The organism is Paraflavitalea soli (assembly GCF_003555545.1).
Taxonomy (GTDB): domain Bacteria; phylum Bacteroidota; class Bacteroidia; order Chitinophagales; family Chitinophagaceae; genus Paraflavitalea; species Paraflavitalea soli.
The window spans coordinates 7,721,370-7,736,314 of the sequence record NZ_CP032157.1; the positions used below are offsets into that span (position 1 = coordinate 7,721,370).

The following is a 14,945-nucleotide window of genomic DNA, read 5'->3' on the forward strand; positions in this document are numbered from 1 at the left end:
TACAACAAAACAGGTGCCCTTTTAATGCCCATGCTCTCCATCTCCTGCATTCGTCATCTTGGCCAGTACAAAAAATGCCCCCTTGATTACTATAAATGCCTCGGCAGGAACCGGTTTCAGCAGCGTTATTTGCGTATAGCCTACTTCCGACGTCCCTTTCGCAACCGCTACTTTCTCAAAACTGATTCCTTTTTTCCCTCCCTTGTCAGCCTCCGCTCCCTGATGCCCATCCGTCACCATAAAAATATAATCCTGCCCCTGGTAAGTAACAATAGCATCCTGCGGTACCGCAGGCGCAGTCACCTTATCCAGGCTGATCAAGGCCGTGATGTTCATCCCGTCGATCAACCCCGTTTTATCCCCTTTCACCTGAGCATGCACACTTACTGCCTTGCTTTCATCTTCAAAAGTAGAACCCAGCGAGTAGATCTGCGCATCATATTCTTTGCCGGGATTATTGGTCAGCGTAAAATGGATATGTTGGTTGTTCTTCAGCTTGGGAAGGTCCTTCTCATAGATAAAGAGATCCAGGTGCAGCTGACTGTTATCGATCACTTCTGCCACCGCCGTGCTTACGTCCACATAACTACCCATTTTCACCGACACATTGCTCACGATGCCCCCAATAGGTGTGCGTAGCGACAAGACAGAGATCAATTTTCCATTCGAAAGATGAGCCGGGTTGATACCCATCAGTTCAATTTGTTGTTCAAGCGCAGCCTTGCGGGTAGTGAGCGACCTTAGGTCCGATTCCGCTGCCTGCAGGTTTTTCAGCACGCCGGCATTGCCCTGGTTCAGCTCTTTTTGCCGGTTTAACTCCTGTTCCGCCAGCACCATTTTCGGACCGATCGCCAGCCACTCTTCCTGCATCCGGATAAAATCAGGATTAGCGATCGTGGCGATGGCCTGTCCTTTTTTTACAATATCCCCGGGTTGTATCAATAGCGATTTAACCACTCCGCTGTAAAGCGAATTGATGAGCGCTTTATTTTGATTCGGCACCCGCAAAGCCCCATTGGCCCGCACAGAAGCCGTCAGTTGCTTTTCTTCTATTTTGCCCACCTCTATGCCGATGCTCTTGATCTGTTCATCAGTAAAGGTGGCCGTGTTCTCGTTTTCGTGTCCCCCTTTATGTTCTCCTGCAGGCCCTTCTTTGCCTGCAGTCACTTCCGTTTTGTCCTTACAGGATAGTTGCGTAAAAACCATCAGCGCAATAGGAATGATCCAGCATATTCTTTTCATCTGTAATATTTTTATGCTATTGGTTGTAGTAATAATAGTATTGGATGACTGAATGATTATAAGCATTCAGGTTTTCAAGATAGTTGCGTTGAATATCGATCGCCTGCGTCAGGTATTGCGATAACCCCGTAAATCCGATCTCGCCCGCCCGGTAGGCCAGCGTAGCCGCCTTGATGATCTCCGTGGCCTGCTTCAATCCCGTGTTTTCATAAAACGAAAGCATCGCTGCGTTTTTCTGTACTTCTTTCACCGCCTGGTCCCGCTTCGTCAACAGCACTTGCTGCGCATAAGCCAGTTCCTTTTCCTGCAGCGCCACTTCTGCCTGCGCCACTTTTACCTTATTGCGCGTAGCACCCGTTCCCAACAAGGGCAATGCCACCGACACCGAAAAACCCGTGAAGGGATCACTCAGGCCATACAACCGCTGACTGAAAAAGCGCCCCGAAAACTCAGGCCGGTTACTGTTTTTCGTAACAACTATGCCCGCATTGGCAATGTTCACCTGTTGCTGCTGCAGCGCCAGCACCGGATGCAGCGAATCCCCGCCACCCGTCAGCAAGGGCAGTTTCTCCAAAGCCCCGGCCGCCGGCAGGTAAACCGAATCTGTATTCAGCAATTGCATCAGTATCCTTTGCTGTACCGCCACCTCTGTGGCCGTTTGTTGCGCCAGCGCCTGCAACTCCCGCAGTCGCACATTGGCGGCAATGCTATCCAATCCGGGACTGTCGCCAGCTTTCACTTTAATGATGGCAGCCGTGCTCAGTGTGGCGTAAATACTGTCCAGCCGTTGGTACAAGTGCTGTTTATCCTGCAAATACCATAGTTGGTAGTAGACCGTTCGCACATGTCGCTTTACCTCCGCATTCACCACCTGGCCATTGACCGTATAGTAGTTCAGCTGCTCTTTATACAGTTTCTTTTGCGCACCGTACAAGCCAGGCCATCCAATACTTTGCGAAAGCCCTATCTTCAAAATGCCTTCCCTGTCACTGGGTCGCAGGTCTTCATTTTCTGCAAATACCCCCGTCTTAGGCAAGGCCCCTCCCGTCCGTATCTGCGCCTGCCCTTTTGTGATCTGCTGTTGGTTGATCTCAAATTGCAGGTTGCGGCCCGCTCCTGTAATCGCCTGGTCAATACTGATGCGTGTACCACCCCCTTGCTGCGCCTGCGGCGAAAGCGTTGTCAACAATAAAATGGATATGATAACGGTTGCGGGTACTGCTTGCCTACCACCCCTTCTTTTTTTATTGAATAGTATGTATAACATAGGAAGAACAAACAAGGTTAAAAAAGTAGCACTCACCAGTCCGCCGATCACTACAGTCGCCAAAGGTTTTTGTACTTCTGCGCCCGCGCCCGTAGAAAGCGCCATCGGTATAAAACCGAGCGAAGCAACCGTGGCTGTCATCAGTACCGGCCTGAGCCGGGTCTTCGTTCCTTCAAACACACGCTGGAATACATCTGTCATGCCTTCTTTTTCCAACTGGTTGAAGGTGCTGATCAGCACAATGCCATTCAATACCGCTACCCCAAACAGCGCGATAAAACCTACCCCCGCAGAAATACTAAAAGGCATATCCCGCAGCATCAGCGCAAAAACGCCACCTATCGCACTCATCGGAATAGCTGTATAGATCAACAGCGCTTCTTTAAACGAATGGAAAGTGAAATAAAGCAGCAGGAAAATAAGTACCAGCGCAATCGGCACCGCTATCTGCAGCCGGGCAGATGCTTGTTGCAGGTTTTCAAAAGTGCCCCCATACGTGTAGTAATAGCCCGTTGGAAGCAGTTGCGCCCCGTCCAGTTTTCCCTGTATCTCTTCCACCACACTTTGTACATCCCTTCCTGAAATATTAAAACCCACCACGATCCGGCGTTTGCCCTCTTCCCGGCTGATCTGTGCAGGCCCTTCCTTAAACCGTACCGTGGCCACCTGCGATAACGGGATCTGTTTGTTATCAGGCGTGGCCACAAACAGGTTGCTTACATCTTCTATCGAAGAACGGCTGCTGCTGTCCAGCCGCACCACCAGGTCAAACTTCCTTTCATTTTCAAATACCACCCCTGCTGCCTGGCCGGCAAAAGCCGTGCTCACCGTATTGTTAATATCATCCACATTCAAACCATAGGCCGCTATCCGCGCCCGGTCATACTCGATCGTAATCTGCGGCAGCCCTGTCGTGCGCTCTATCTGCGGAGCAGTAGCCCCTTGCACCGATTGCACTATCCTGGCCACCTTATTGGCAATGCCTGCCAGCGTATCTATATTTTCTCCAAACACTTTTACCGCCACATCCTGCCGCACCCCCGTCATCAGTTCATTGAACCGCATTTGGATCGGTTGGTTCACCTCAAAGAATACCCCGGGGATTACCTCCAGTTTTTCTTTGATCATATCCGCCAGCTCATTGTAGTCTTTGGTGGTGGTCCACTCCTTCACTGGCTTCAGCACAATGATCAGGTCCGATGCTTCCGGCGGCATAGGGTCTGTGGGTACTTCTGCCGATCCTGTTTTACCCACCACCATTTTTACTTCCGGAAAGGATTTGACGATCCGGCTGGCCTGCATCGACGTTTCGATGCTTTGCGATAGTGAGGTCCCTTGTGGCAGTATGCAATGGAAGGCGTAGTCACCTTCCCGCAGCTGCGGTATAAATTCGCCACCCAGCCTGCTGAAGCAGAAGATAGCCAGGCCGAATATAGCAACCGTGATCAACACGATCCCCTTTCGGGCCTTCAGCGCCTTGGTCAGCAGCGGCGTATACAGGCGTTGCAGGAAGCCCATCATCCTGTCAGCGATCGTTCTTTTCGTCATCCGTGTTTTGGGCAGGATCAATGCACTCATCATGGGGATGTACGTGAGCGAGAGGATCAGCGCCCCCAGGATCGCAAAGCTCACCGTTTGCGCCATTGGCCGAAACATCTTGCCTTCTATGCCTGCCAGCGTAAGGATCGGTATGTATACAATGAGGATGATGATCTCCCCAAAGGCCGCACTGCTGCGGATCTTGGAGGCCGAATCAAATACTTCCACATCCATTTCCGCCTGCGTAAGCTTGCCGCCCGTTTTGCGTAATCCAAGATGATGCAGCGTAGCTTCCACTACGATCACCGCTCCGTCTACGATCAGGCCAAAGTCGATGGCGCCAAGGCTCATGAGGTTGGCGCTTACGCCAAAGGCGTGCATCATACCCAGCGCAAACAACATCGATAGCGGGATCGCGGAGGCCACAATGAGCCCTGCCCGTATATTGCCCAGGAACACCACCAATACGAAGATCACGATGAGCGCCCCTTCGATCAGGTTCGTCTTTACCGTACTCACCGCACGGTCTACCAGGTCCGTCCTGTCCAGGAAAGGTTCTATCAGCACATCCTGAGGCAACGAGCGTTGGATCGTTGCCATTTTTTCTTTCACCCGGCTCACCACCGCTGCGCTGTTGGCCCCTTTAAGCATCATCACAATGCCCCCTACCACTTCTTTTTCCCCGTTGTACGTCACCGATCCATAGCGGATCGCGTTGCCCAGCTGCACCGTGGCCACATCTTTTACCAGCACCGGTATACCACTCACATTCTTAACCACAATTTGCCGAATGTCTTCCAGTGAGGACACAAGTCCAATACCCCGGATAAAATAAGCATTTGGCTTTTTGTCAATATAGGCCCCGCCCGTATTCGCATTGTTTTTTTCAAGCGCTGTGAATATTTCTCCCATCGTCGTATTCATACCCTTCAACCGGTCCGGGTTCACCGCCACTTCATATTGTTTCAGTAAGCCACCAAAACTATTCACCTCCGCCACGCCGGGCGTCCCATACAGTTGCCGCGCTACGATCCAATCCTGCATCGTACGCAGGTCCATCGCCGAATATTTATCTTCCGCTCCTTTTTTCGGGTGGATCACATATTGGTAGATCTCTCCAAGACCTGTACTCACCGGACCCAGTTCAGGAGTGCCGATCCCCTTGGGTATTTTTTGTTCTGCTTCCTTTAACTTTTCTGTGATCAGTTGCCGGGCGAAGTACACATCCACTTTGTCATCAAATACCACTGTGATCACCGATAGTCCAAAACGCGAGATCGAGCGCATTTCAACCAGGTCCGGCAGGTTGGCAATACTTTGTTCAATCGGATAGGTTACCAGTTGTTCTGTTTCCTGCGCAGCCAGCGTAGGTGTCAGCGTAATGATCTGAACCTGGTTGTTCGTGATGTCCGGTACAGCATCCACCGGCAGTTTACTGGCGCTCCAGGTGCCCCAGATGATCAGCCCTAGCGTAAAGAGCCCGATGATCAGCTTATTTTTAATGGAGAAATGTATGATTTTATTAAGCATAGCCTGTCTGTAAGGTGATATAATAGGGTAGTAGCTATACAGCCATCCTGCCGTTGCAGCAATTACAAGCTGGTAAATAGCACAAGGGCGTTAGCCTTTGATACCTGCATCCCTGGTATGCCCCTGCGTCCCCCCGGGGCCGTTGATGGTACGTTATGCACCGCACTGATGGGGTAAATGACTTTTAAGAGGTCATAACCAACAAATGCGGCATTAACCAATAAAATGTTGTGAAACGATCAACGGCGCATAACCGTGTATCCGCAAAGGCACACGGGGGCCAGGTGATTAAGTTAAGCTACTAATTGAGGCGGTTGCCAGATAGGTAAGGAGATCGAGATCAATGTTCCGTTGTAATAGTGGCCATGTGTTAAGAGACTGTTATCGGCATGTGCCGTATTGGCCGTAATGAACGATTGGGGACAGGAATGGGCCGAACAGCAGGCGCAGGTGCACAACGGAGAACAGTCATCAGCCGTTCCTCCGTGATCGTGGCTTTCTGCCACCGCCGCTAGCTTGGTCTCACTTTTACTGCTTTGCATAGTGCCAGCCCCATCCGCACACGGTGTGCAGCTCATGATCATGATCAGGATGGCCATTATGAAAGCAAATAATTTCATCGGGAGCAAAGATAGCTGTTTTAATATTTTCTTTTGGAAAAACAACCTTGTTGCATAACGTATTTTAGTACATAATATTTTGCTGATGCCAATCCTGGCATCAATAAAAAGCCTGCAGGCATACACCTGCAGGCTTTCATTATTAAATAAGTTGATCTAGAACTTGAAAGCAACACCAATACGGACATTGGTCGATCCTATAGCGCCAAGCTCAACAAACGCCCCGATTTTTTCCGAAAAATAATATTTACCACCAGCCAGGATACCCAGGTATACGCCGCTGCCGTAGCTCGACTTAAGTCCTGAACCCGAATAACCATCTTTCCAGCTGAAACTGCGGTATCCAAGCGTAGCGCCGGCATACACATCGATCTTTTCATTGTCGATATTCAACAACGTATTGAAATGGTACGATCCTCTGGCGCCAAAATACAGCGCCGTGAATTTGTAATCCCCCAATCCTTTATACTTATGCGAGAGGTAGTCGAAATTTGCACCCACACTGATATCATCCGTTATGCCCACTTCAAAAGAAGCACCGAAAGGAATACCACCACTGTAATAAGAATTAAGACCCAGGCCAATATTCAACAATTTATCACCTTTGGAATAGCCTCCATTCTGAGCATACATAACCATTGAAAGCAATAAAGCACCAGCTAATACACCAATCTTTTTCATGACTTCGTTTTAAAAGGAAAAATTTTCCGCAAAAATATAGGGTGACACTGTTGGAGACAATCCTTGGAAATCACTATTCCGCAATACCGGTTTTCTGGTAGTTGATGGGTGCATAAAGAATACAGAACCATCAATTCAATATTCCTTTCGTGGAATGCCGCCAAATGGTTCGGCATAAAGCTTTAGTACCCCTCTCATCGACACATCCCGCACCAGCTGTCACTGGTAGGGCAACTGATGAATTCCGCGCATTTATTCCGCGTTCCATTTGGCCTTGCGCTCATGCCGCCATGGCACTGCATCGCAGCTTTTGCTGTTATTTTTTCATTTTTTAGTATGAAGTATTATCTCGTTGCGCGTACCTCTCTTGTATGGTTGGCATTGAGCAGTGCCGCATTTTCGTTGTCCGCAGGTCCCAGTGCGCGGCTTTTGAAAAGGCCTTTGCCGGTTACATCCTCCTCGTGGCCGCCACTGCCCATGCATTGCCGGCCGCTCCAGTTGTAGTATATGAAAAGGCCTCGGCCTTTTGTATATCCTGCTCGTCCGATCTGCGCAATCACCGCAGGCAGGTTCCTCGCCCGACGAACCTTCAGCGTAGGCAGCTTGCCTTGTTGCCTCACTGTATTCTTCTATTGTTTCGTGTAATTTGCTCTCAATTCGTGTTTCAGGTATTCGGGCCACTTCTTGCCTTTTTTCTTCCTCAGCGCATTCTCCCTCGTTGCCTTGGTGCCTTGATGCCTCGTTGCCTTCTTCCCTTTCTGCCTCGTTGCCTTTCCTCAGCGCCTCCAGTATCTTCACAGCGCCCCCTTTTACCAATACTTCTTCTCCATCCACCAGCTTATAAAGTTGAATACCCATTACCTGAACCAGTACATCACCCGGTTTCCCATTTATTTGATACTCCAGGCAAATCGCTCCCGGCGTTTTCCGGCTAAGCGGTAGCAATTCACTCCTTTGGATATTGTTGGAATAACTGTCATTGCTAAAATTCACCAGAACGGCGCCACTCACCATGCGGATATGTGTAGCTTCTTTCGGATATCCTTTCCGCTTATAGGCAATGAAGGGAGCAATCTGTATATTCATCTTACCCGTGGTAGCATCGAGGCTATGTGTAGGCCGTACCCGCAAAACCGTATCCAGCGAAAGCTTTTTGTTGAGATCAAAACCCGTTAGTACACTTACATCTCCTCCGGCCGCACACCGGCTGCCATAGCGATGCTGTTTATCAGCCTGGCCGGCCTTGTGAAGCAATCCGTTCATATGACCATTTAGCGTAGTACAGCGTACACCATCCAACATACCGCCCAACGCCCGGCGCAATAGCGTGGCATCCATTATCGCCTGCTTGAATTCACGGGCATTCGTACGCGTAAGTTCAAAATTTTCATGCGTTAACACCCTTTCACGCGTAGGCCCCGTCTTTTTCCCCACAATTTTACCTTCCGCAGTATGGCGAAACGTCAGGTCATCGATCGTTCCGCGTATCGTTACAACACTTTCATACTTTGCCATAAGAAATAGATTTTAATAGTTATCAATAGGAATTGGAAATACTTTTGTTGGTCCATCGCCTCCGCATGGCGGGGATGCTTTTCTTCTCTGCCTTTCTGTCTTTCCTCGTTGCCTTTTTGCCTCGCTGCCTTTTCTTCTTTCCCAAATCTCGTTCCTTGTTTTTCATTTTCCAAATCACCCCTGTCCGGAAATGGTCAATTTGGTCGGATATGACTAAAATGACCAAAATGGTCTGTCAAAGAAGACTCGAGGTGGTTCGTTTCGGACCAACCTGGTGCCCAACACAGGCGGATCTGTGGGGCCATTACGAATGGCCTCAACCGTTAAATAAGAATGAATTTCAGGGTGGAGGAGTAGTCCTGGGGCAGACCTGGGATAATTGTTTCCTCCTGCCTGACCGAAATTGACATGCCGGTAGTTAGGTAATAATTTGCTAATAGTAAGACAATAGTAAGACGAGGAGGCTCAAATGTAGGTTGGGCGCCGATATGCGTTCAAAAGAGGCTGAACGGTCCTTGTCAGCAGGAAGATAAAATGAAGATATAAGCTGCTGCAATTCATATCAAATGAAGATACAAAAAACTCTTTGAAGACACATTAAACCTGAATGTCTTTTTACACTTCCGGACGTTTCCGGTCTTCCCGACTTTCGGACTTTCAAAGCCTGGTGCAAGGAACTGTCATCCAAACTTATTTCGTTACCGGCGCAAGTATGCAGGGTTAGCCTTGTGCGGCAGCGTACTTGTGCCTGCATGGAAAACGTATATCCCTTGCCGATTGCCGACTGCCGGGATTATCGAAGCAAACGTGTATTCGCTCGTAGCTCACAGCTCGAAGCTTATTTCTTCACCCCCGCAATCTTCTTCATCCGGTGCTTCACAATCTTGGTGATCAGCCCCAGCGGCATCTCCTGGTCCAGCGGAAACTGTACCGAACCCTTGCCCGTTTTATAACCCGCCAGGTCTTTTTTCGAAGGCCTTTTCTCCCGTAGGCGCCGGGAAAAAACCAATATGTTTTTTGAAAGCCGCAAACAATACCAGCTGCTTGCCATTAAGCATAAACGTGGGCATCGCATACTTGATCGCTTCCTCCGCGTCAGGCGCCGCCGCCCTTACCGTAGCCCGTATTTGTTTCAATACCTTTTGTACCGGGGCCGGAAACCCGGCAATATAGGCGTCAATATTGGCGGCAGGCGCCGTCATCGTTTTGGTAGCCATCCTGCGTATTTTTAGATGAAGCGAATACTACAAATTTATCCCTTACCGCCCTTTTCATTCCATGTGAATGCGACAAAACAAGGGCCTTTCGCGACTAAATAAAAACAGCATAAGTACACACTGCCCCCCGATACCGCAGGACAGTCAATCATCCTTCCCCCGTTACATTTGTTCATCATCCAATACAAGCACACTAACGATGAACAAAAAGCCTGCCCTTTCCCGCCGCCATTTTGTTAAGCATTCCATGGTACTCGCTGCCGGCCTGCCCCTGGTCAATACCCTGCCAGCCTGGGCCAATTCAAGTACAGAAGAAGGACCGCTGCCCCCACCCATACCCCTCCAATGGCTCGATGGCCAGTCCCCCGTCCTGCCCGGTGGTGTCACCTGGGGTATGCCCTGGCCCAAAGGCGCTATACCGAAAAACACTGCGTTCGCCTTGCAGCAAACCGGCGGCTCACAACTGCTCCTCCAGTCATGGCCCCTGGCTTACTGGCCTGATGGCTCCCTCAAATGGTCCGCCCACGCTGCCGCCTGGCAGCAACCCGTTACCGGCCCCCTGCAATTGCTGACCACCAAAGCCCCCGCTACCAACCCCGCACCCATGGCCACCGAAGCTGCCGGTACCATTACCATCAATACAGGCCTCATCACCGCCACCATTAATAAAAAAGGAACCACCCTCATTCAGTCATTGACACGCAATGGAAAGGCCATCGCACAGCAGGGAAAGCTCATCCTGCTCACCCGCAGCAATCCCGATAACGAACCCGGCACACCAGCCACCAATGAATCCTTCACCGGCAATATAGCTTCCATCACCCTCGAACAAAATGGCGCCATAAGGACCGTCGTAAAAATAGAAGGCAAACATACCGGCACCAATGACCGCAGTTGGCTGCCCTTTGTATTGCGCCTGTATTTTTACAAGGACAGCGATGCCATTCGTATACTCCACACCATCACCTTTGATGGCGACGAACAAAAAGATTTCATCAGTGGCCTCGGCATCCGCTTCAGCGTGCCCATGCAGCAGGAAGAATTGCACAACCGCCACATCCGCTTCACCGGCGAAGCCCAGGGCATTTTTGCAGAAGCCGTACGCGGATTGACCGGCCTTCGCCGCGATCCCGGCAACGCCATCACAGAGGCGCAAACAGCCGGTAAAGCCACGCCGCCCCTCAGCCAGTTTCCGGCAGCAGTAGCCCAACGCCTCCAATACATTCCCGCCTTTGGCGATTACACCCTCTTGCAGGCTTCGCCACATGCCTTCCATATCCAAAAGCGCACCCGCGAGGGCTATGGATGGATACAAGCTGCTCATGGCACAAGATCATCGGGCATGGTCTACCTGGGTTCCCCCACTGGCGGCATCGCCCTCGGTATCCGCAACTGTTGGCAATCCTACCCCGCCCAGCTGGATATCCGCAATGCACACACGGAAACCGCTACACTCACCGCCTGGCTCTGGGCGCCCAAAGCCAATCCCATGGACCTTCGTTTTTACCACGATGGCATGGGCCAGGATACCTTCGAAAAACAACGCGAAGGCCTCGAAATTACCTACGAAGATTATGAACCCGGTTTCGGATCACCCGTAGGCGTGGCCCGCACCAGCGAATTAATGCTGCATGTATTGCCCGCCACCCCCTCCAATCAACAGTTGGCCCACCTGGCCACTGCCCTTCAGCAGCCACCCTTCCTGGTAGCGGCCCCCGCCGTATACACTGCCGCCGGCGTGTTCGGTACCGGTTGGAACCAGCCATCGCCCCCTTCTGCAAGAAAGCAAGCCATCGAAGACCAGCTTGCAGCTTACTTCGATTTTTACCAGCAGCAGGTAGACCAGCACCACTGGTACGGCTTCTGGAACTATGGCGATGTTATGCACTCCTACGACAAGGACCGCCACACCTGGAAATACGATATCGGCGGTTTTGCCTGGGACAATTCCGAGCTCTCCACCGACCTCTGGTTATGGTATTATTTTCTCTACACCGGCCGCGCCGATACCTTCCGCATGGCCGAAGCCATGACCCGCCATACCGGCGAGGTCGATGTCCACCACCTCGGTCCCTTCAGTCCCCTCGGTTCCCGCCACAACGTCCAGCACTGGGGTTGCAGCGCTAAGCAGCTCCGCATTTCCACCGTGGCCAATCGCCGCTTTTATTATTACCTCACTGCCGATGAGCGCGTGGGCGATCTCATGCGCCAGCAGGTAGAAGCCCACCGTACCCTCAGCACCATCGTGCCCGGCCGCAAAGTCGGCCAGCAGCCTGCCACGCAGGAAGGCTATGCCAGTGTGTCCCTGGGCACCGATTGGGGCGCCATCGCCGCCGCCTGGCTCACCGAATGGGAACGTACCGGCAATGAGCAAATACGCGAAAGACTGTTCCAAAGTATGCGCACCATCGGCCGGCAACCTTATGGTTTCTTTACCGGCACCGCCAATATGGAGCTCAATACCGGCAAATTCCAACTAATGGATAAAGCCCGCCCCACTGCCTCCCACCTCAACGCCGTGTTCGGATTGGCAGAGATTTGTGCCGAGTTGATACAGTTGACTGACATTCCGGCCTTTGAAAAAGCGTGGCTTCAATATTGCGAGCTCTACAACGCTTCCCAGGAAGAGCAAAAAGCAGCATTGGGAACCGCCTTAGGTAAGCTAAATTTGCAGCAGGCACATGCCCGGTTGACCGCTTTCGTGGCCCGCCGCAGAAAAGACGACCGCCTTGCCCAACGCGCCTGGAAGGAGTTTTTCGATGGGGGAGCGGGCATCCGCAATCCCAACCTGGTCCCGCACCAGCTCAAAGGACCCGAAGTATTGAACCCGGTAGAGGAAGTGGAAAATATCTCCACCAACGCCACCGCCCAATGGGGCCTCACCGCCCTGGTCCTGCTCGGTTACATCGGCCCCTCCTTACCAGCCGCCAATAGCTAACCGCTATTGGCTAACAGCTAAAGGCTAAAAGCTAACAGCTAATAGCGAAGCAAACGACTGCCGATTGCCGATTGCCGCCGCCTCCCCCGGGAAGCACCAACAAAGTCTAATAGAAAAACATTATCGTTCCGTATGCAGGATTCCTTTTTATTCCAGGCCATGATCTACCTGGCCGCTGCCGTCATCATGGTCCCTATTGCCAAAAGGTTCGGGTTAGGCTCCGTATTGGGCTACCTCCTGGCAGGCATCATCATGGGCCCCGCCGTTTTCAACCTCATCGGTAAAGAAGGCGAGGACCTGATGCATTTTGCCGAGTTTGGCGTGGTGATGATGCTGTTTGTGATTGGCCTCGAGCTCGAACCCTCCCGCCTCTGGCGCCTGCGCAGGTCCATCATCGGCATGGGCGGTATGCAGGTCGTCCTCACCGCCATCGTGGTGATGGGTATCACCTTGCTCTTCAATATTAGCTGGCGCGAAGCCCTGGCCCTTGGCATGATCATTTCCCTGTCGTCTACCGCCATTGTACTCCAGTCCCTGCAGGAAAAAGGACTGATGCAAACCGCCGCCGGCCAAAGCTCTTTTTCCGTTTTGCTCTTCCAGGATATTGCCGTCATCCCCATGTTGGCCCTCTTCCCCCTCTTGTCCGCCGATGCAGGCAGCGACCATCCTGCTACCCACAACAGTGGCATGGTGGGCCAGCTCCCCGCATGGGCGCAAACCCTCTTGGTATTCGGGTCCGTATTGTTCATCATCGTGGTGGGTCGCTACCTTACCCGTCCCTTGTTCCGCCTCATTGCCAGGACAGGCATGCGCGAAATGTTTACCGCCACCGCCTTGCTGCTTGTGGTAGGCATTGCCGTGCTCATGACGTCCGTAGGCCTTAGCCCCGCCCTCGGCACCTTCCTCGCTGGTGTCGTATTGGCCAACAGCGAATACCGCCACGAACTCGAAAGCGATATCGATCCCTTCAAAGGCCTCCTCCTCGGTCTGTTCTTTATAGCTGTGGGCGCGTCCATCAATTTCGGGCTCATCCTGCCACATCCCTTCCTTATCCTCGGATTGGTCTTGGGCCTCATCCTCGTCAAGATGATCGTATTGTTCATCGTGGGCAAAGCCTTCCGTATGAGCACCGCCCAGAATTTTATCTTTTCCGTAGGCCTCAGCCAGGTGGGAGAATTTGCTTTTGTACTCATTAGTTTTTCTGCCCAGGGGGCCATCCTGTCCAAAGAGACCACCGATATCATGATGGCTGTGGTGGCCCTCAGCATGGCCCTCACCCCCTTGCTCATGATGGTCAACGAAAAGTTGATCGTGCCCCGCTTATGCGCCACTACTGCCGCTACCCTCGTGGTGCGAGAAAGCGATGTACAGGCCGAGAACAATCCCGTCATCATTGCAGGCTATGGCCATTTTGGTAATACCGTAGGTCGTTTCTTACGGGCCAACAACATCAGCACCACCATCCTCGATACCGATAGCGACAATGTCGATTGGCTACGCCGTATCGGCTACCAGGTATATTATGGTGATGCCAGCCGGGCCAACCTCCTCGAAATTGCAGGCGCCAAACAGGCCAAGCTAATTGTCATTGCCATTGGCGATGGCAAGAAACGCCTCGAGGTCATCGATACCATCAAAAAACATTTCCCCGATCTGCAGATGCTCGTGCGTTCTTCCAACCGCTACGATGCCTATGATCTTATGAATGCCGGTATGCTCCATATTTACCGCGAAACCCTCGATACCAGCCTCCGCCTGGGCGTCGATGCCATGAAGATGCTGGGGTATACCCCCGCTGTGGCCGACAGGGCCGCCAAAACCTTTTTCACCCACGATGAGAAGGCCCTCAAATACCTCTCCACCATCCGCAATGATGAAGAGTACATTACCGCCGCCCGCCGCAATATGGAAGAGCTCATCAGGCTCGTACAGGCCGATCGCGTAGTGCAGGAGCCTAACCGCGAATTGGCCGGTTCCCTGTCCGGAACCAATATCACCGCCGATGACCTCTCCGCCGAAATGCTCACCGTCAGGTCCGATGCCGGCGCCAATGCCTCCTTGTCAAATGTCGCATTGCCCGCCGCTACCACCGCTGGAGCCAGCCAGCACAACGGAGAGCAACACAGCGATCACAACGAACACGGCGAACATAACGAACACAGCGAACACAACGGAGAGCAGCCCGCCGAAGACCAGGTCCGCCAGCCAGACTAGCACCGGTGTACTGCACCTCGCCATCGAGACAAACTCTGTGCAGATCCGTGCCATCTGTGAGCTACCCTTCGAAGCAAACGTGTATTAAGCTAACAGCTAACACCTAAAAGCTAACTCCCACTCCCTACTCATTTAGTAGAAATGTATTATCTTACCGCCCCTGATACGTATCCATATTAACC

At 51.9% G+C, this 14,945-nt stretch carries 8 protein-coding genes; 2 read left to right on the top strand and 6 right to left on the bottom strand.

The genetic code is table 11. The features are described 5' to 3' along the window. Positions 1-21: 21 nt before the first annotated feature. From D3H65_RS29740 to D3H65_RS29765, 6 genes are all read right to left on the bottom strand, one after another. On the bottom strand, positions 22-1,242 hold the full coding sequence (locus tag D3H65_RS29740) for an efflux RND transporter periplasmic adaptor subunit (RefSeq protein ID WP_119053793.1): 1,221 nt from the start codon (positions 1,240-1,242) through the stop codon (positions 22-24). A gap of 16 nt (positions 1,243-1,258) precedes the next feature. Further along, the gene (locus tag D3H65_RS29745; protein ID WP_119053794.1) at positions 1,259-5,578 is read right to left on the bottom strand and encodes a CusA/CzcA family heavy metal efflux RND transporter; all 4,320 of its coding nucleotides are present in this window, start codon (positions 5,576-5,578) and stop codon (positions 1,259-1,261) included. Positions 5,579-5,871: 293 nt separating this feature from the next. After that, complete coding sequence (locus tag D3H65_RS33100) at positions 5,872-6,198, bottom strand: DUF6660 family protein (RefSeq protein ID WP_162915876.1); 327 nt, start codon at positions 6,196-6,198, stop codon at positions 5,872-5,874. 156 nt (positions 6,199-6,354) lie between these two features. Beyond that, the gene (locus tag D3H65_RS29750; protein ID WP_119053795.1) at positions 6,355-6,879 is read right to left on the bottom strand and encodes a hypothetical protein; all 525 of its coding nucleotides are present in this window, start codon (positions 6,877-6,879) and stop codon (positions 6,355-6,357) included. A gap of 324 nt (positions 6,880-7,203) precedes the next feature. Next, entirely contained in the window at positions 7,204-8,394 is a 1,191-nt protein-coding gene (locus tag D3H65_RS29755; RefSeq protein ID WP_119053796.1) for a hypothetical protein, read from the bottom strand. Positions 8,395-9,341: 947 nt separating this feature from the next. After that, positions 9,342-9,611 carry an iron chaperone gene (locus D3H65_RS29765; RefSeq protein WP_245999620.1) on the bottom strand — a complete coding sequence of 90 codons (270 nt, stop codon included), beginning with the start codon at positions 9,609-9,611 and terminating at the stop codon, positions 9,342-9,344. A gap of 199 nt (positions 9,612-9,810) precedes the next feature. On the opposite strand from D3H65_RS29765, the gene D3H65_RS29770 reads away from it, so the two are divergent. Then, a complete protein-coding gene (locus D3H65_RS29770) occupies positions 9,811-12,549 on the top strand; it encodes an exo-rhamnogalacturonan lyase family protein (protein WP_119053798.1) in 2,739 nt (912 codons plus the stop codon). 132 nt (positions 12,550-12,681) lie between these two features. After that, positions 12,682-14,763, top strand: a complete 2,082-nt coding sequence (locus D3H65_RS29775) for a monovalent cation:proton antiporter-2 (CPA2) family protein (RefSeq protein WP_119053799.1) — start codon at positions 12,682-12,684, stop codon at positions 14,761-14,763. Positions 14,764-14,945: the final 182 nt, after the last annotated feature.

What these genes read in the sequence shown, in the direction of transcription:
- D3H65_RS29740 (WP_119053793.1), bottom strand. Translation starts at nt 1,242, where the DNA reads ATGAAAAGAATATGCTGGATCATTCCTATTGCGCTGATGGTTTTTACG.
- D3H65_RS29745 (WP_119053794.1), bottom strand. Translation starts at nt 5,578, where the DNA reads ATGCTTAATAAAATCATACATTTCTCCATTAAAAATAAGCTGATCATC.
- D3H65_RS33100 (WP_162915876.1), bottom strand. Translation starts at nt 6,198, where the DNA reads ATGAAATTATTTGCTTTCATAATGGCCATCCTGATCATGATCATGAGC.
- D3H65_RS29750 (WP_119053795.1), bottom strand. Translation starts at nt 6,879, where the DNA reads ATGAAAAAGATTGGTGTATTAGCTGGTGCTTTATTGCTTTCAATGGTT.
- D3H65_RS29755 (WP_119053796.1), bottom strand. Translation starts at nt 8,394, where the DNA reads ATGGCAAAGTATGAAAGTGTTGTAACGATACGCGGAACGATCGATGAC.
- D3H65_RS29765 (WP_245999620.1), bottom strand. Translation starts at nt 9,611, where the DNA reads ATGGCTACCAAAACGATGACGGCGCCTGCCGCCAATATTGACGCCTAT.
- D3H65_RS29770 (WP_119053798.1), top strand. Translation starts at nt 9,811, where the DNA reads ATGAACAAAAAGCCTGCCCTTTCCCGCCGCCATTTTGTTAAGCATTCC.
- D3H65_RS29775 (WP_119053799.1), top strand. Translation starts at nt 12,682, where the DNA reads ATGCAGGATTCCTTTTTATTCCAGGCCATGATCTACCTGGCCGCTGCC.